We start from the raw sequence: 16640 nt of genomic DNA, 5'->3' as shown, positions 1-16640 counted from the left end.
TTTTAACTTTTGCCCACCCGCTTGGCAGGTGTCAGACTCACTTATAGGCCCCGAAAGGGACGTTATTCTTCGGTAATACCCCCTACCAGCATCACGTTATCCACGCCGCTAGGTGCTATGTCTTTCATAATTGTCATAAAGTCGGCGCCGACCAATCGCTTGGCACGTTCCAGCAAGATTGGCAGCGGGCTCGAAGGTTCATAGGACGCGTAGTAGACAAGGATCCGGTCAATCGCCATTTCCACATCACGCGGCGATGAAATGGCACCCGTTGGGGCAGACTTCGCCGCGCCGCCTTCTGCGGCGACCTCCCCACCCTCGGCTTCAGACGCGTCTTCGACGTCACCGCCTGTTTCCTCGCCCAACCGTTTGGTCACGCGAAACAGCGTTTTGATCAGCGGGTTCAGGTCAGGGCCCTGGCCCGGCGTCTGCGTGTTAAACACGTCGTCAATCGCTTTTACATTCGCGAGCGCGACCGAAGCGTTTTCTAAAATCTGTGCAAGTGCATCATCATCGGTGTCTTGGAACGCGGCCGAAATACCGGCAGCATCCAACACATTGGTCGCATCAGGCGCCGCTGCGACCTCGCCATCGGCGACAGCTATGTCGCGCAGACTAACGCGGCCAAACGCATTGCTGAGAGTCAAAGGCGCATTGCGCACGCCCCTGACAATTGTCGTGTCGTTGGCCAAACCCAAAACCGCATTTACGCGCATCGTCGGATCGTTGTCGTCCTCTTCGTCCAGCTGTGGATGGCAGGAATCCCAGAATTGTTCCAAGCAACCGCGAATGTATGTGGTGACCTTGGCCAAGCCGGCAAACCCGTTGATCCGCAGTTCAGCATCCGCCATCAAAACGGCCGCGCGCAAATCATGGCTTTGCTCTAAAACTGCCAGCGCCTTTTCGGAAATGTCTGCATAGTTAGGTTCTTCGGCGGCAATAACCTCGTCACCCATCTGGCGTTCTTCGCCGGGCTGGGCCGCTCTTTCCAATTCGGTAAAAACCGTTTCGTATTCGAGGTTCTCGCCGCTCGGCGCCTCTTCACCAAAACTGATCAGCAATGCATCCAAACTAAAAAGTCCTCATAATTATTCATCAGCGCACATGAAACATGCGCAGAGTGGTCATGGGTTTTGCAAACATCTGACACCAAAATGGTACCAAAAATAAATTCACGTAGCAGACAAATACATCAAAAAAATTGCCGGACGCCCGGTGAAAGTATGCCCAACGTCAGCAGGTTAGCAGAATATGAAATCAAAGCCAGTCCTGATACAAAAAATCGTGAACACGAATGAATGCTTGACCCTACAGCCGTGCGTCACGCATCGTTAGGCCAAATATTCCAAGGATTTTACAATGAAAAACTTTGCAAAAGCAGCGATTTACGTGGCTGCAAGTCTCGGGCTTTTTGTGACAAATTTACACGCTCAAACCGCCCAATCCGGCAAACTCACCGTGGAGTTGAACAAATTTGAGGAAAATGAAACTGTTGGTTGTCGCGCATTTTTTCTGTTCAGAAATCAAACGGAGTTGACCCTCGAGGGCTTCGAAATGTCCCTCGCTATCCTCAACACCGAGGGCATCATTGACCGCCTGCTCAGCATTGATGCAGCACCGATTTCCGCCGCGCGGACAACCCTGAAATTGTTCGAGATCCCCGAGATTGCGTGTAGCGAGATTTCCGAAATCCTGCTGCATGAGCTGGCCTCTTGCAAACCCCAGAACGCCGATGAAATGGATTGCTTTCCCCTGCTCGATTTGATCAGCCGCACCCCTGCACAACTGGTGAAATGATCGATGGGAAATTTAGCTGAAACCTTGCAAAGCGGCGGGCCCATCGTCTGGTTGCTTATCGCGCTGTCGGTCTGCTCGCTGGCGTTGATTGCCATCAAAATCATCCAATTGCGCGGTGTTTTATCGGGCGACCCTAGCCGTGCGGCCGCCTTTGAAAAGTGGTCAGGTGGTGACAAAACCGCCGCCCTGAACGCGCTCGAAAATGGCAAGACGCCAGCAGATCGCATCGTGCACATGGCGATGCAAGGATTGATGGCCGGTCGTACCCGCCCCGTTCTGAACGCTGAACTTGAATGGCGCGGCAATACCGAAGTCTCGCAGATGCAGCGCCACATTCGCCTGTTGGAATTGATCGCGATGATCAGCCCGCTGCTTGGCCTGCTGGGAACGGTTTTGGGCATGATCCAATCCTTCCAGGAACTGGCTTTGGCCGAGGGGGCAGCAAATGCATCCCTGTTGGCCGCCGGTATCTGGCAAGCACTGCTGACCACTGCCGCCGGTCTGGTTGTCGCCATTCCGGCTGCCATTGCTGCGACGTTGCTTAGCGAACGGGTGGAACGCGCCGCACAGCGCATCGAAGCCGCCGTTGGCCAACTGTTCGCAATCGAAGATTCCCGGCAATAGACACCATCGTCCAGAACCCGTCAGGACCCCATGCAACTGAGCAGATCAAAACCACCACAGCGTTTGATATCGTTGGTCTCAATGATCGACGTGCTGTTGATCATGCTGGTGTTTTTTATGGTCACCTCGACATATCTCAATCTTGATATGATCCCGATGGCGCAATCCACTGACGACACGGTCGACGCGGCACCGACTCAAACCGCCACAGGGGCACCGATGATGATACGGTTGGGGCCGGACGGCGCGCCCTATCTGCGCGGGCAGATCATCGAAACCGCAGCTCTGTCGGCGCGGGTCAAAACCCAACTCGCCCAAGATGCCGCCGCCGCGTTTCTCATCCTTCCTTCACCCCGCGCAGACACCCAGTCGTTGGTGACGCTGATGGACACGCTTACCCGCGCGGGTGCTACTAACCTGCGCATTCTGCAATTGGCGGCGTCCCAATGAAGCTGTCCCGCACCCGCCGTCGCGAAAGCCCGGAAACGATAATCCCACTGATTGATGTGGTGTTTTTCCTATTGATCTTTTTCATGTTGATCGGGCGGATGGATGCGACTGCCCCCTTTGACGTCACACCGGCTATCGCCTCCACGGGCCAAGACATGCCGGGCGGAGGTGCGACAATATCCGTTGCCGCAGACGGCACATTGGCCTTGAACGGTGGCGCGCTGGATCGCACAGGAACACTCGACGGGATCAAGGGCATTCTAGCAAATGACCCCCGCACCCTGATCCGCATCAACGCCCACAAATCCGCTGAACTACAAGCGATCCTACCCATGGTCGCAGAGATCCAAGCGATGGGGGCAATGGATGTCGTACTTGTCGTGACACCCGCGGCACCATGACAGTTAGAACCACTGGCATATGGATCGCTGCGGGGTTTGGATCAGCCGCCCTGCATGTTGGCGCACTGGTCGGGCTTGCATGGATCGTGACACCCGAAACGGTCGAAAACCAACCCCTGCCCCAATCCCAGATCAATATCCAAGCGCAAAATGTTGACCGGGTCACCGCGCGCGAAGACACCACCCCTTCGGAAAAGCTGGACGAGGCAAATCCACAAGCCACCGCCGCCGCGCAAAGGATCGTGCCGCAGTCCAAGGCGCAAGCAGCACCCGTGACCAGCGAAACCACTGCCGCCGCCGCCCTTGAACCCACACAAGTGAGCGCAGCAGAGCCCGTTGCAAAATCGGCCACAGCGGCCCCCGTTAAAACGCAAAGCGTCGCCGCCACTGCTGCCGTTGCCAAAACTGTAACAACCCTAGCCGCCCCGGTTCAGACCGCCGCAGCACTTGCAGCACCAACCCAAACCAGCACGTCAATTGCTTTGCCCGCCACCGCGGTCACACAATCTGTGGTTGCGGATCAATCCAACGGGGCCCCTGCCCTGCCCCTGCCAGAAATTGCCGGAAAAGCCGCGCTTGCGTGGTCAGGCAGCGAGGACGACACCGTTCAATCCACGTCGCTCGCCGCCATTCAAGCGTTTATGCAGCCGGGCGATGTAGATCTGTCGGACAGCAACATCGGGGATGTCAGAGACGGGATTTCGGCGATCCTTGCTTCGGTCCCTTGTGCACGTCTGCAAACCACGTTTATTCCTGAAACCGGACAGCTAGAGTTGCGCGGCCACGTGCCCGAAGACGCCTTGCGCGGGCCGGTTTTGGCGGCGCTAAAAGCACAAGTCGGCGATGCCATTCCCGTTTCGGATCAGCTGCTGATATTGCCTCGTCCGCAATGCGGTGCGCTGTCGGGTATTGCCGAAGTCGGGCTACCTCAATCCACCGAGCAACTAACCAATCCGCGGGTGATTGGCGCAGATGGGTTCGCCCAGAATTACACCTATTTCAACGGGCAGCGGTTGCAGCTGGATCTGGTCGCACCGGATTACGACGGTTTCGTTTATGTAGATTACTTTACCGCTGACGGGAACGTCATTCACCTGCAACCCAACAGCATCGTACCGCTTGAATTCGCAGCCGCCAAATCCCCGCTATCCGTCGGCAAGGATCGAGGGGACAAACCGGCGCTCGACATCACGATCAGCCCACCTTTCGGGCAAGAAATCGCAGCCGCTTTTGCATCTTCAATTCCGCTTTACGACGGGTTGCGCCCGCTTCAGGAACCGGCAGAGCCGTATCTGGCATTCCTCAAAGAACGGGTCATACTGGCGCGCGAAACAGACCCGACCTTCAAAGGGGAATGGGTCTATTTCTTTATTTCGACAAAGGAAAACTAGCGCGGGCTATTTGCAACCGGTCAGTGCCCAGCTGCGCAAGTTTTGTTTAAAGCCACCACCGAAGGGATGCGTTTTTGTCAACGCACGTTCGTTGCTGGCTGTGGCATAAGTATTGCCTTGATCGCACAGGGTAGCCTTGGTCCAGCCATGGCAATCCGAGCATTGCTGTTCTTTCCACATCTCTTCCGGCAGTCCCTCAATCGGCGAGAAAAGCGGCGACAGGCCAATCAGTTCTTCAATGGATTTACCAGCTAATTTATCCATACCAATGACCAGCGGTAGGGTAAACGTTATCTCGGCGGCTGGTTTTACCTCTGGCGTAGACGGTGCTGCGGCGACTGCTTCGGCCTGTGCACGCTGGGCTTTTTGATCCAAAATATCCAACTCGAAACCAGCCAATTCGGCATAGATCCCGTTTGGGAACGCATCCAGATAGGCTTGATAATCTTCGGCATTGCCTGACTTCTGGGCCACCCCGATCAGGGTTTCCTCAGTGGCGGTATCATTCGCTGGCGTTTCAGGTTCAGGGGCTACAACCGCTTCTTTCACAATTTCTGGCGCGGGTGCAGGCGTTGGCGCGGCGGCAATGGTCGCGCCCGACAATTCATCCGACATGATCTTGGACAACAAAGCCCGCGCTTGAGGGATGTAGATGCTGTTGGGATAGCCGCGAATGAACAACAAAACCGGAACCGGATCAGTGCTAAGCTGAACAGAATCCCAAAGCTGTTTTTCGGCCACTTCTTCTTGGGTCAACTCGGCTGCGGCCTCAAAGAAAAAATCACCCGTCAACGAAGACGTATCCCAAGGGGTTTGTTGCCCATTGGTTTGTTTGATCACATCAACCCGCACGTTTTTGAAGACGTTCTCGATTTGCACACCAGGCACCTTTACCTCGCGGGCCAGGGATTTGGTGAACGGGCTGTTGCCGTCCAAACCATCCAAAGCGACGGCACCGGGTGCTGTGGAATACGACAGGAAAGTGCCGGTTGGGGCTTTCATCTCGGCCAAGCCGTTGTCGTTCAAATCCGGAATTGCCTCAAAGGGGTTGTTCCGGCAAGCGTCCAGAATGACAATATTGGTTTTGTTTTTGGCAGAAAACATTTGCCGCAAAACGGCGTCCGCCTGCACCGCAACCAAACTCAGGTCGGCTGCATCTGTCAGGCTGGCGTCCACTGGCAGTAAATAGTTTGAACCAAACGATTGCACCGCGTGGCCCGCATAATAAAACAGGCCAGTTGCGTCGTCACCGGCATTGCGCAGATCACGCCCGAACTGGGCGATACCACGGTTCAATTCAACCTGGGTCGCGTCGGTCAATGTCGTAACCTTGAACCCTTTGGCCGCAAGCGACGTCGCCATCAGTTCCGCATCAGGCACCGGATTGTCCAACCCAGACACCGAGGCGTAAGACCCGTTGCCGACGATCAACGCGATGCGTTCCTCGGCCTGAGCCCCCTGCCCCAATGCAATCACCAAGATGCACGCCAAAACCTGCGTGACCTTTAGTCCCGATTTTCGAATGATATTTCTCATTTAGTTATCAAGAACCTTAAAGCCGATGCGGCGGTTTTTCCAACGTCCCTCTTTGGTGTCGTTGGTTGCGATGGGTGTTGTCTCTCCGTAGCCTTTGCTCAGAATTGTGTCGGCGTTAAGGCCCTTGGTCAACAAATAGTCCGTGACGGATTTTGCCCGCGACCGTGACAGACGCAAGTTCAACGCGTCACTGCCAACGGAATCGGTGTGGCCACCAACCTCGATCACCAGGCCCGGACAACGGGCGATGATGTCAGACAATGCGTTCAGCAGCGGTCCGCTTTTGTCCTCGAGACGTGAACTGCCGGAGGCAAAATAAATACTGCCGGTGCGCGACAGGATTTCGAAACGACCCTTGCAGGCAGCAAGGTCAAAATCGCCCTCGGCTTCCAAAGCAACCGATTTGGCGGGCTCTGCGGCTTTTGTGGCATCCGGTGCTGCGGGCTGTGCAGTGGCATCGTTGCGGGCAAACACAAAGTCAAAGGACACGGTGGCTGACGGAAGGATTTCGACGTTTGCCGCATCCTGAAGTTTGCCTAGACCTTCTTGCAGACTGAAATCCGCGACGCTGACAGAAATCGGCGTTCCACTGGCAACCGACACAAGATCATTGCCCAGCAGTGTCACGGAAACCTGCGCATCGAACGTCTTGGTAACGCCGTGCAAATCAACCGTATAGCGCACTGGGATTTGTTTGCGGCGCACCTGTGGAAGGTCGGCCAGAGCTGCGGGATCAAGCTGGACTGAAATCACCGCTTCTGGAAATTTGAATGTCTCAAAGAACAGGAACCGCATCCGCACGTTGCGCAGGTCGACTTTGGTGTCGACAGAGTCGAGCAACACTTTGACTTGGGTTGAACCGCTTTCGTCAATCGTACCTTCGAGCGTGGCAAAACTGCTGGTCTCGACCACAGTTTGTTTTTTGACCGATTGGAAGTTCAGGGCTGACATTTCTGGCTGTAGCGTCCAGCCGCTTACAAAGGCATCTGACTGCGCCTGTGCCGTGCTTACCAACCCAATCACAGCAAAACAGGCGATCAAAATCGCACCCAAGCCTGTCTTCTTCAATCGCTCAAAATACATTCCGAAATCCTTTGTGTCGGCCAAAAGTAGCGACCAATCTAATAATTTAACGCTTCAAGCCGTTCGCCTTGTTAACTTCGTACCACGAACGACTGTGAAAACTAATTCAAAAGTATGCCTAACCAAGTTCGTACAAATCCCACCACATTAAAGAGAGCGCAGCAGAATGGTTTGGGACCCGACGGCTTGAGCCATTTGGGCATAGTGGACCTTGCGGCGGTCAGAATTCGCAACAGAGCGCAGCAACAGTGTTTCTGCCTCTTCCAAGATCGCAGCCGCTTGCGCACCTGTGCTTGAGATCGCGGGGGTTTTGATCGGCGTCAGGCGTTTGGTGCGCACTGGCTTGGCTTTGATCGTGCCGCTCAGACGTGCTTTGGGCAATGTGGTGGATTTGTTGGCCGTGGCCAGCGCGCGCAGCTTTTGCGAGGCATCCTCTAGAATAGCCCGTGCCTCGGCGTAATCACCGGTGTCCGGCAATTGATCAGCCACATCAGCCAGACCGGCTCCAAGGCAATCCACCATATATTCGGTCTGACTGGCAGAGGAACAAAAGGCGTAAATACCCTCGATCGCTTGGGTCACAAAATTCGTCGCGTCATTCGAAACGGTTTCGAGTTCAATAACCTCACCCGTGGGGCTCAGCGCGGTGGGTTTGGACGCGCCAATAGAGGGTGGGATAAACCCGGGTTCGAACGTGATCACCACGTCTTCGCCCGCCACAACAGGAGCCACCGAAAAAGATGAAATAGTAAATGCGCAGACGGCAGATACCGCGAGTTTAAGATACAGCTTTTGCATATGACTTATCCTCCGAACAGATTTGAAAATCGGTATCCGACGGACAGAGTAAGACGCTGCCTGTCGACTTGGTCAAAGGCATCATCGAGCGATAGGCTTATGACCAAATTATCCGCGCCCTTGATCTTGAAACCGCCACCGATTGAAACGCTTTCGCCAGCCCATGCAACGCTGGCCGCAGTGTATTCTGACAGGCCAATACCAATACCAGCAAACACCCCGGGATCCGAATTAGAATTACGCAGGTTTGTGCCCGCCCCAATCGTCATCATAACAGGGTACTGTTCCTGACTTGCGCCAAGGTTCCACTGGCTGAAACGGGTCACTGCGATTGTCGCGGTTTCCCGAATACCGTCCGCGTCGCCCCAATTTGCCAACTGGCCAATTTCGAGACTGGCGTATGTCGGGTTGCGACCAGCGGCTATCTGTCTCGATGCTTTTACCGACAGGAAACCAGAGTCCGCAAAATCATCTGTCAATGAGGTGATGTTAGCGGTGAACTGCAACCCGATCGAGTCTTCTGCACTGCCGATCCCGATCCCGACAACGGCGGATCCATCGCTGTCCGTTACGTTGGCGGCCCGATTGGTGGTGTAAGACAGACCTACAAAGCCCATGCCGTGCGGTGCAACAGTCGCAGATGAAATGCTGGTCAGGGTCAAATGCTTTTGCGTGGATTGCGCGTTAGCCGTACCCGTCAAAGCGACGGCTAGGGCAAATGCAGCAATCCCGGCAAGGGGCTTGCGTGACACGGTTGCTGTTGGTGTGTGTCTCATATTTTCATACCTAAATGCGTAAAACAGGTCTTGGAAATTGGGTGGCTTATCGGCGTTATGTAAACTTTAACGGCTTTTCACAAAATTATTACAGTCAGGGCTGTCATGGGTCACCTATGAAATCTGGTTTGTCACGGTCCGTGGTATTTCTGTAACCGTGCGAAACCCAGTAAAGAGCCCACTTTGAGTGGTTTTTCAACTAAATGCGAGGATTGTAACCCAGCATCGTATTGAAACAAAACGGTTTTTCAGATTGTCAGCTGACAATCTGAACGCTTTCACCCAACAGGCAGCATAGATTGAATGTTAAATCGGCCTACTTTGGCTGATTGGTTCAAACGCCTTAGATATCCGCCAGGGTTCTCGATATCGTTGAATCGTTCCAGAATCGACAGAACGGCGATGGCCGCATATTTTGCCCCCATCGCATCAATAGATTCCTTAAAGACAGATGCTTCGATCCCCATCATCCGGGTAAGTTTGTCAGCAACTGTGATCAGATCATTCCAGTGCCTTATCGGTTCTGGAAAATACTCTGTGAAAGCCATTAACCTTCTAAGGGCCTTTTCCAAAGACAGCGTATTGCAACTGCGTGTTTGTTGGGCTGGTTCATTTGCGTCTTGCTCTTTCAAAGCGAGATCGACAGTTTTGGAAACAGAGTAAGTTATAATTTCATACTCTATGTGCCGCTCATTTTGAACGTCATTGGTGTTCATTTCCACGGTTTCTTCTTGCTCTAACCGGTCGGTCAAACGCGTCATGATGTCATTCAATGTGGCGGCAACTGGCTGGCGACGCAGCAGCGCAAATGCCTCTTCGGTGAGCGAACAAGGTCCGATTGCAAAAAGCAGTTGTTGGCGCAGCTGGGCGACTTGGGCGCGCAAGGATTGCAATGTTTCTCTGCGTTGGTTTTCGACATCAGCCCGGGCGCGTATTTCGTCGTAGCGACGTGCCAGTGGCGACAGATCAAACCCAAAGGCGTTACGCACCCCATGTCCGCTGTATCTGGCAAAGCGTTTACGATTGGCGCTGTCGTGACGGCTGACAATTCCGGCAGACACCAGCGTCGCCAAATGCCGCCGCAATGTACTGTCAGGCATGCCGTTCAACCGCTCGCTTAGGGTTTTGTTTGATGGAAAAACGATGGCGCTGCGATGTTCCGGACGGATCAAGCGCTCAGGTAGGAAGGTCATCAAGACCTTGAGAACCGAAAGCGTGCGATGGGTAACACCAAAATCCTGAGCCGCCTCACTCAGTGTTTTTAGGGCCTCCCATTTGTCGATCATACTGGTGTCAGGATCGCTTGGGGTTAGGACAGCCGCTACCGGCCGCCCAAACTGTGCTTGGGTCGCATGTTTCATAATAATGTCACGAAAGACAACAAAAGCCGTGCTCCACGCCGAAGTGCAGAGTTGACAGTGTTACCGGTTGGGGATTATCTCAAAGGTGCAAAGATCGAGAATGGCCTTCCGGAATTTATTCTGGGGGGCTTTTTTTATGCTTGTCTGTGTGTCGTGCCTTTCCTTTTGCTACTTCCTCAATTGTCTTCCGACCGTTTTTTCCACTGGTCGTGAAGGTCTACCAACAACGCCTCGGCGTTTTCGTTGATCCATGTGTCGAACCCGTCCGCTGTGCGGGCAGGAATGTTCAATGTAACGCCGCGTGGGCTGCTCTTGATATCGGCTAGGGCCTTGCCCTCAGCGGTGCGCAGGGTGCGGGGTTTTGTTTTGGCCGGCGTGTTCTTTTTGGCATTCTGTGCTTGTGTGGCCCGATCATACACCGCCTCAAAGCGCGCATCCGAATTCAGCGGCGTAAAGCTTGGCGTGTTCATAAATGCACTGGCGCGACCACGCGCGCCGTCAACTTCAAGAGCTTTGGCAAGGGCGATCCAACGATCCCGGCCAATGCCCGGCGCTGACCCGATGGCCCGCAAGAAGGGCAGGGGGAACGCGGCCCCGACCTTGAGAAGACGGGACACCATGGGTAAATCCACGGACAAAGCCGCAGCTATGGTTTGGCGTTCATAGTCCATCTGATCCAGCTGTGCGGCGAAAGACGCCCGCTCAATAAAGCTAAGATCCTGGCGCGCGGTGTTCTCTTGACCCTGTGCCATGATCAGATCGTGGTCATCCAGCTGACGGATCATCGCTTTGACAGGTAGCCCAAGGTCCTTGAGAGCCTTAAGGCGCCGCCGCCCATAAACGATCTCGTACCGGCCGGTTTGGGTGGGATGTGGGCGCAAAAGCACCGGCACTTGTTGGCCGTAAGTCTTTAGGCTTTCGCGCAGTTGGGTCTGGGCGTGGGAATCAAGGCCTAGGCGGTCTTCGACACCGGCGTCATCAATCAGCTTTGCATCAATATCCTGCACTGCGTTTTCTTGCAGCTTGGAAAGCGAGGATTGCAATGCGCCAACCGCCCCACGCGGCGGGGTCGGGGCCGGATTGTCAGCCGTCCGATTGCGGTTAGGTTTTGATATGTCCGTGGATAGAATGCCTTTGCGTGCCATTTAACGTCCCCATGCTTTTTGAAGGAGCATCTCGATTTCATCGCTGACCAGATTGAGTGAATCAAGCGCCCGGTCGTAGGTGTTGCGGTGGAATTGCGCCCGTTCTACTTCGTAGATGGTTTGTTGGGTCAAACCTGCATCCGAAATCGCCGTCGATTTCAGCATTGGCGCAATCATCACCTCGTCACTAAACAATTGGCGCAGGAACGCGACCACTTGTTGTTGTGGCCCGTCGTTGGGTTCATAGCGGTTTATCAGGAACCGCAAGAAGTCGAATTGCATGTCTGCGCCTGCGTTAGAGACGACATCCAGCAAATCCGCGCTCATTTGTAGGAATTGGGACATGGACGCAACATCCAGCATGTTGGGCACAATTGTGATCAACACACCGGTCGACGCGCACAGCGCTGACATGGTCAAATACCCAAGCTGCGGCGGGCAATCGAAGATGATGACGTCGTAGTTGTCTTCAACCTCTTGCAAGGCGGCAGCCATGCGGGCGTAAAATGGCGGTTGGATGTTGTTTCGTAGCGCCTGAGGTGTTTCGTGCTCGAATTCCTGCAACAATAAACCGCCCGGCGCCAAATCTATCCCGGTGAAAAACGTCTTTTGGATGATCTGGGAAAAGGGCAGGGGGTCATCGTATCGAATGGCATCGTAAATCGTACCGGATTCGAGGAAATCCATCTCTGGACGATACCCAAACAGCGTTGTTAGAGACGCTTGTGGGTCAATATCCACCGCTAACACGCGATATCCGCGTAGGGCGAGGCGCTGTGCGGCGTGGATGGAACTGGTCGTTTTGCCGGAACCGCCCTTAAAGTTCAGGAACGACAGCACCTGCACTTTGTCGCCTTCACGCCTGCCGCGCATGTAACTGCCTTTGGTCTTGGCCGAGACCTCAAGGATTTTGCGGATTTCTAGGAGGTTTTCGGCGGAATAGAGCCTTCTTCCGCCAGATGTTGCCTCTACATCTGGGATCTTTTCGTCAAAATGCATTTTGCGCAGGAAGCTTGTTGAGATACCAAGTATTTCAGCGGCTTCACCCGCGCTAAAGGTGCGAAGCGCCTTGCGGGCATCGGGGGCGAATACCTTTAACATGTGGCTTTCGAGAGCCGCACTTAGGTCTTCCGCATTCTCGCGAATACGGGTATTTATATTGAAGTGCCCCTGCTCGGATGGCATTTTTTCACCGCTTTTCTAGTAACGCTTTTTTTCGATTACGCTTTATATAACGTTTCTTAGAACAAATATGGCGGTCTGCGCAACTGATTCGTGATTTTGGGTAATGTCTAAGCCCTGTGACTTTGGGTTATAAAAAATGCGGAGCCCTGTAACTGAGGCGGTTTTAGCTTTGGTTCGCCAGCTTGTTTGTGTGGAACATGGCGTTCGGGGGTTTTAAATTCTCAAATTAACCTTGTAAATCTTCCATTAGGTGGTGTATTTGCAAGGTATGGTACATCGTCTACATCAGCTCAAAATTGAAACCGCGCTTGAAAATCAAGCGGGTGTTGTTCTGTTAGGGCCACGTCAGGTTGGTAAAACGACACTGGCGCAAGACATCGTTGATCAACGCGATGCGGTCTATTTAGATATGGAACGGCGCGCTGACAGACAGATCCTTGAAGAGCCCGATCTATATCTCGACGCGCAAATGGGACGCTTGGTTGTCATCGACGAGGTTCAGCTGATGCCGGACTTGTTCGGGTCGTTGCGCGGGCAGATTGACCGGCGGCGTCGCAACGGGCACCGGACAGGTCAGTTCCTGCTGCTTGGCTCTGCTTCAAACACGTTGCTACATCAAAGCGCTGAATCCTTGGCTGGGCGTGTCAGTTACCACGAACTAACGCCGTTTACGCAAAGCGAAGTTGGGCACGAGGAGATGTCCAAGCTTTGGTTGCGCGGCGGGTTTCCTGACAGCTTTTTGGCGCGCGATGACAGCACCAGCATGCAGTGGCGTGAAGATTTTATTCGGACCTATGTCGAACGGGACATTCCCGCATTTGGTCTGCGTATTCCGGCCGAAGCCCTCCGGCGGTTCTGGACGATGTTGGCCCATACCCAAGGCGGTCTGCTAAATGCTGCCAAACTGGCCGCGGGCCTCGGTGTGTCAGGTCAAACGGTTGGGCGATATCTGGACCTTTTGGTTGATCTGATGTTGGTGCGGCGTTTGCCACCTTGGCACGTAAATGCGGGCAAGCGATTGGTAAAATCGCCAAAGGTTTATATTCGCGATTCCGGGTTGGTTCATGCGCTTTTGGGGCTAGAGACAACGGAAAGTCTGCTGGGGCATCCGGTGATTGGTGGCAGTTGGGAAGGCTATTGTATCGAGAACCTGATTGCTGCAGCCCCGCGCGGAACCGAGGCGAGTTTTTATCGTTCTTCGGCGGGGGCTGAGATTGATCTGCTGCTTAAACTTCCAAACGGGACGCTTTGGGCGATCGAGATTAAGCGCACGACAAGCCCGAAAGTCGGGCGCGGCTTTCACATCGCGTCCGAAGAGTTGGGCGCACACGAACGTATTTTGGTAAATGCCGGCGTGCATGAGGTGCCGGGGCAGGGCGGTGTTGTGGCCATGCCTTTGGCGCATGCGATGGAACGCTTGGGTCAAGAAGTTTAGCGGAATACGCGCTCGCACACGGAGTGTCGAGCGCGCGCGCGCTTGCTTATAATGGCTTGATCGTATGGGAGGCGATTGCGCTGTAGGGCAGGTTTGGAATGTAAAACTGCGTACCACCACCTGGCAGACCGGTTTTACCAGAGCCTTCAACCGCGGCGTCCCGTTTGCTTGCGCCGCCGCCTTTGCGCGACATCCCTTTGAACCCGCCAAACCATCCATAGACAGGCTCGGCCAGTTCGATTTCAAGAAGATAAGCCAGCGTGCTCCAGTCTTCTTTGATTGCAGAGGTCAGGCGGCCCCATTCGCGCGCTGAAACACCATTTGCTTCTGCCATTTTTAGTTTTTGGACCAAACCGCCGTCGTGTTTGTAGGGCAGGGAGGCAGTCCACCATGGGCTCATTACAAAGTCGCCGGGGGGCGGGTCACTTGGGCTGATACTTGGATAGCTGTTGAATTTGTAGATTTTCATGCCTTTGGGCAAAAGATCTTTGGACGGCATGCCAAACATCAGCTGGAATGCATTTGCAACCGTGGTTCCAGAGGCGCTGTCGGTGACAATTGCGCCAACGCTTCCCCAGTCTAGTTCTTCGTTTAAGGGCATTGAAGTCTCCTAAATTAACTGTGTGTTTGGCATAATTTCTTGTTGTTTTTGCTAAGTTTTTTACAACACAAGGCTGGAACGCGCTTGAGAACCGTTTGACTATGAAGCTTTCTTATACTTCTTCACTATGCTTTGGTCATATTTTGTCAAGCAATCCGCATGCTTGCATCGGTAATAGCGAATTTTTCGTGGACTCGCACACGTTTATCGCGAAGTTTAGAGTTCAAGAGGTGAGCGCGCCTATCCCCCTTTGGCATTTGTGGCAAAGAGGGTGATGATCTAGGGTGAAACTCTGCAACACATAGGTGCGATATGGCGATCAATGATGCGGACTATCCAAATGGACAACCAAACCAGGACGTCAAATTGGCGGCAATGGGTTTTGACGGATCAGGCCACAGAGGCGGAGGCATCGACCGGCTTCAGGTTCAATTGCTGCCGATGAATGCAGTCTTGCTGAGGTTACATAAGCCCGTCGAAAAAGCCGGTGATCATCCCGGTGACTTTGGAACGTGGTGGTTCACGCCTTATGAATACCGTCGCATTTGCGGTCACTTCGGTGTTGATGGCAGCCTTTTGGTCGCCAGTCGGGCACAGGGGAAATCTGCGCTGCATGGCACACTGGCGCTGCTACAAGAATGGTACGGTGGCAGTTCAAGCCAACTGTCGTACGTAAATGCAGTGCGTCTGAAAGAACCGCTTTGGGCCTGTTACGGGCCGGGGGCACCAGCCAATTCCGACGGCTATGCCCGAACGCTTAAGCCGGTCAAGCTGAGCGGCGGCACGTCAGCACGACAAATCTACATTCACCAAGCATGGAACTATCAAACATCCATGGTTCGTTTGTTGGCGCCCAATGCATCAACGGACGCAGTGTTTGGACAGTCAGGGGGGCTGCCTGCAACTGTTTCTCAGGCTCCAAGGCTTGCTTTTGAAAGCTAGGGCGCGTTTACAAAGTGTCGTTAATCCAGAATTATGCGACCACGGTTAACACGTTACTGTATTTGGAAAAATTTGATCTGAATGCTGGCCGACCTGAACGTGCTTTTGAAAAAGGGATTTATCGATGAACGTAGAGCGGGCAATCCTCATGGCCGACGTGTCCGGCAGCACCCTGCTTTATGAACGCCACGGTGATGAAGAAGCAAGCCGACGGGTGTTTCAGTGTGTCGAGCGCATGCAAAGGATAGCCACGGAAAACGGCGGTGAATTTGTGCGTTCGAAAGGCGATGACGTTCTGTGCCTGTTTTCTAATCCGGATATCGCGGTTGCAACTGCACGCGATATTCTCAGCCAGAATGAAGCCGATACAGTGTCTGTGCACGCTGGAATCCACTGGGGTCAGGTCTTGTGGCGGGGCGAGGAACTGTTCGGCGGGGCGCTGAATATTGCCGCACGTCTTTCCAGCCATGCAAAGTCGAACGAGGCGCTGATCAGCAGTGACCTGACAGATCGCCTGTCGCCCGTCCAGTCAATGGATCTGCGCCACATGGGTGAAATCGCGTTGCGTGGAACCGTTGAACCAACGCTTGTTTCGTCGCTAATGATTGAGAATTTCGGCGACATGACATTCATTTCCGTGCCTCCCAGACGTGGCGGTTCTGGTCCAGCCAAACCAGAAAAAACTATCTTGGGATATCTGAATTTTCCGGGATGGTCGCACAGCTTGTGCGAAGGGGACGAGATCAAAATTGGACGGTCACTAGAGTGCGACCTTGTTCTATCAGAACCGTGGATTTCGCGCGTTCATGCCACGGTCACAGTGCGGGGCGGGCTGGTCGAATTTGCAGATCGCAGCGCCGGCGGATGCTCGCTAAGTTTTGGCATGGACAACAGCCATTTCATTCGACGCCAAACCGTTAATTTGAACGGCGAAGGCAAGATCGAATTGTCAGGCGCAACCGAAGGTGTGGCTTTGCCGACAATTATATTCAAGGTTCTATAAGACTGGCAGCTGGCAAGGATGAGCAGCATTTCATCGAATAATTTCAGCCTACGCATAATTGTTGTTATGCTAATAAAGTTGCAAAACTATCATTTCGCTAGGCGGTTGTTTA

Annotated in this window: 17 protein-coding genes; 8 read left to right on the top strand and 9 right to left on the bottom strand. The window is 53.8% G+C overall.

Going from position 1 to position 16640, the window contains the following annotated elements:
- Window positions 1-62 precede the first annotated feature (62 nt).
- The gene (gene tssA, locus ACFIO0_RS21815; RefSeq protein WP_390915601.1) at window positions 63-1070 is read right to left on the bottom strand and encodes a type VI secretion system protein TssA; all 1008 of its coding nucleotides are present in this window, start codon (window positions 1068-1070) and stop codon (window positions 63-65) included.
- A 289-nt stretch (window positions 1071-1359) separates the two neighbouring features.
- Between tssA and ACFIO0_RS21810 the strand changes: the two genes are divergently transcribed.
- The 5 genes from ACFIO0_RS21810 to ACFIO0_RS21790 are packed head-to-tail and all read left to right on the top strand — an operon-like array spanning window position 1360 to window position 4663.
- Window positions 1360-1797, top strand: a complete 438-nt coding sequence (locus ACFIO0_RS21810; protein WP_390915600.1) for a hypothetical protein — start codon at window positions 1360-1362, stop codon at window positions 1795-1797.
- Between the two features lie 3 nt (window positions 1798-1800).
- Complete coding sequence (locus ACFIO0_RS21805) at window positions 1801-2421, top strand: MotA/TolQ/ExbB proton channel family protein (protein WP_390915599.1); 621 nt, start codon at window positions 1801-1803, stop codon at window positions 2419-2421.
- A gap of 30 nt (window positions 2422-2451) precedes the next feature.
- On the top strand, window positions 2452-2871 hold the full coding sequence (locus ACFIO0_RS21800) for a biopolymer transporter ExbD (protein ID WP_390915598.1): 420 nt from the start codon (window positions 2452-2454) through the stop codon (window positions 2869-2871).
- A complete protein-coding gene (locus ACFIO0_RS21795) occupies window positions 2868-3272 on the top strand; it encodes a biopolymer transporter ExbD (protein ID WP_390915597.1) in 405 nt (134 codons plus the stop codon). The genes ACFIO0_RS21800 and ACFIO0_RS21795 overlap by 4 nt, the downstream gene beginning before the upstream one ends.
- Entirely contained in the window at window positions 3269-4663 is a 1395-nt protein-coding gene (locus tag ACFIO0_RS21790) for a DUF4384 domain-containing protein (protein WP_390915596.1), read from the top strand. The genes ACFIO0_RS21795 and ACFIO0_RS21790 overlap by 4 nt, the downstream gene beginning before the upstream one ends.
- 6 nt (window positions 4664-4669) lie before the next feature.
- On the opposite strand, the gene ACFIO0_RS21785 is transcribed toward ACFIO0_RS21790, so the two are convergent.
- From ACFIO0_RS21785 to repA, 7 genes are all read right to left on the bottom strand, one after another.
- Window positions 4670-6199 carry a caspase family protein gene (locus tag ACFIO0_RS21785; protein ID WP_390915595.1) on the bottom strand — a complete coding sequence of 510 codons (1530 nt, stop codon included), beginning with the start codon at window positions 6197-6199 and terminating at the stop codon, window positions 4670-4672.
- Complete coding sequence (locus ACFIO0_RS21780; protein WP_390915594.1) at window positions 6200-7282, bottom strand: OmpA family protein; 1083 nt, start codon at window positions 7280-7282, stop codon at window positions 6200-6202. It abuts the gene before it with no gap.
- Between the two features lie 147 nt (window positions 7283-7429).
- Window positions 7430-8080 (bottom strand): hypothetical protein, encoded by a 651-nt coding sequence (locus tag ACFIO0_RS21775; protein ID WP_390915593.1) that lies wholly within the window; start codon window positions 8078-8080, stop codon window positions 7430-7432.
- Window positions 8081-8085: 5 nt separating this feature from the next.
- The gene (locus ACFIO0_RS21770) at window positions 8086-8856 is read right to left on the bottom strand and encodes a hypothetical protein (RefSeq protein WP_390915592.1); all 771 of its coding nucleotides are present in this window, start codon (window positions 8854-8856) and stop codon (window positions 8086-8088) included.
- Window positions 8857-9134: 278 nt separating this feature from the next.
- Window positions 9135-10217 carry a plasmid replication protein RepC gene (repC, locus tag ACFIO0_RS21765; protein WP_390915591.1) on the bottom strand — a complete coding sequence of 361 codons (1083 nt, stop codon included), beginning with the start codon at window positions 10215-10217 and terminating at the stop codon, window positions 9135-9137.
- A 176-nt stretch (window positions 10218-10393) separates the two neighbouring features.
- Window positions 10394-11362 (bottom strand): plasmid partitioning protein RepB, encoded by a 969-nt coding sequence (repB, locus tag ACFIO0_RS21760; protein ID WP_390915590.1) that lies wholly within the window; start codon window positions 11360-11362, stop codon window positions 10394-10396.
- Entirely contained in the window at window positions 11363-12547 is a 1185-nt protein-coding gene (repA, locus tag ACFIO0_RS21755) for a plasmid partitioning protein RepA (protein WP_390915589.1), read from the bottom strand.
- A 268-nt stretch (window positions 12548-12815) separates the two neighbouring features.
- Between repA and ACFIO0_RS21750 the strand changes: the two genes are divergently transcribed.
- Window positions 12816-13982, top strand: a complete 1167-nt coding sequence (locus ACFIO0_RS21750) for a DUF4143 domain-containing protein (protein WP_390915588.1) — start codon at window positions 12816-12818, stop codon at window positions 13980-13982.
- 46 nt (window positions 13983-14028) lie between these two features.
- Here the strand turns inward: ACFIO0_RS21750 and ACFIO0_RS21745 are convergent, their stop codons facing one another.
- A complete protein-coding gene (locus ACFIO0_RS21745) occupies window positions 14029-14583 on the bottom strand; it encodes a hypothetical protein (RefSeq protein ID WP_390915587.1) in 555 nt (184 codons plus the stop codon).
- A gap of 312 nt (window positions 14584-14895) precedes the next feature.
- Between ACFIO0_RS21745 and ACFIO0_RS21740 the strand changes: the two genes are divergently transcribed.
- Together ACFIO0_RS21740 and ACFIO0_RS21735 are read left to right on the top strand one after the other, a co-directional pair.
- Entirely contained in the window at window positions 14896-15525 is a 630-nt protein-coding gene (locus tag ACFIO0_RS21740; RefSeq protein WP_390915586.1) for a hypothetical protein, read from the top strand.
- Between the two features lie 124 nt (window positions 15526-15649).
- The gene (locus ACFIO0_RS21735; protein ID WP_390915585.1) at window positions 15650-16528 is read left to right on the top strand and encodes an FHA domain-containing protein; all 879 of its coding nucleotides are present in this window, start codon (window positions 15650-15652) and stop codon (window positions 16526-16528) included.
- Window positions 16529-16640 lie beyond the last annotated feature (112 nt).

It is taken from the genome of Pseudosulfitobacter sp. SM2401 (genome assembly GCF_042932805.1).
GTDB lineage: Bacteria > Pseudomonadota > Alphaproteobacteria > Rhodobacterales > Rhodobacteraceae > Ascidiaceihabitans.
Note: the sequence above shows the minus strand (reverse complement) of the source record. Positions and strands in the feature narration are given on the sequence as shown.

What these genes read in the sequence shown, in the direction of transcription:
- ACFIO0_RS21750 (WP_390915588.1), top strand. Translation starts at nt 12,816, where the DNA reads ATGGTACATCGTCTACATCAGCTCAAAATTGAAACCGCGCTTGAAAAT.
- ACFIO0_RS21780 (WP_390915594.1), bottom strand. Translation starts at nt 7,282, where the DNA reads ATGTATTTTGAGCGATTGAAGAAGACAGGCTTGGGTGCGATTTTGATC.
- repA (WP_390915589.1), bottom strand. Translation starts at nt 12,547, where the DNA reads ATGCCATCCGAGCAGGGGCACTTCAATATAAATACCCGTATTCGCGAG.
- ACFIO0_RS21775 (WP_390915593.1), bottom strand. Translation starts at nt 8,080, where the DNA reads ATGCAAAAGCTGTATCTTAAACTCGCGGTATCTGCCGTCTGCGCATTT.
- ACFIO0_RS21770 (WP_390915592.1), bottom strand. Translation starts at nt 8,856, where the DNA reads ATGAGACACACACCAACAGCAACCGTGTCACGCAAGCCCCTTGCCGGG.
- ACFIO0_RS21735 (WP_390915585.1), top strand. Translation starts at nt 15,650, where the DNA reads ATGAACGTAGAGCGGGCAATCCTCATGGCCGACGTGTCCGGCAGCACC.
- ACFIO0_RS21740 (WP_390915586.1), top strand. Translation starts at nt 14,896, where the DNA reads ATGGCGATCAATGATGCGGACTATCCAAATGGACAACCAAACCAGGAC.
- ACFIO0_RS21790 (WP_390915596.1), top strand. Translation starts at nt 3,269, where the DNA reads ATGACAGTTAGAACCACTGGCATATGGATCGCTGCGGGGTTTGGATCA.
- repB (WP_390915590.1), bottom strand. Translation starts at nt 11,362, where the DNA reads ATGGCACGCAAAGGCATTCTATCCACGGACATATCAAAACCTAACCGC.
- ACFIO0_RS21785 (WP_390915595.1), bottom strand. Translation starts at nt 6,199, where the DNA reads ATGAGAAATATCATTCGAAAATCGGGACTAAAGGTCACGCAGGTTTTG.
- repC (WP_390915591.1), bottom strand. Translation starts at nt 10,217, where the DNA reads ATGAAACATGCGACCCAAGCACAGTTTGGGCGGCCGGTAGCGGCTGTC.
- ACFIO0_RS21745 (WP_390915587.1), bottom strand. Translation starts at nt 14,583, where the DNA reads ATGCCCTTAAACGAAGAACTAGACTGGGGAAGCGTTGGCGCAATTGTC.
- ACFIO0_RS21800 (WP_390915598.1), top strand. Translation starts at nt 2,452, where the DNA reads ATGCAACTGAGCAGATCAAAACCACCACAGCGTTTGATATCGTTGGTC.
- ACFIO0_RS21810 (WP_390915600.1), top strand. Translation starts at nt 1,360, where the DNA reads ATGAAAAACTTTGCAAAAGCAGCGATTTACGTGGCTGCAAGTCTCGGG.
- ACFIO0_RS21805 (WP_390915599.1), top strand. Translation starts at nt 1,801, where the DNA reads ATGGGAAATTTAGCTGAAACCTTGCAAAGCGGCGGGCCCATCGTCTGG.
- ACFIO0_RS21795 (WP_390915597.1), top strand. Translation starts at nt 2,868, where the DNA reads ATGAAGCTGTCCCGCACCCGCCGTCGCGAAAGCCCGGAAACGATAATC.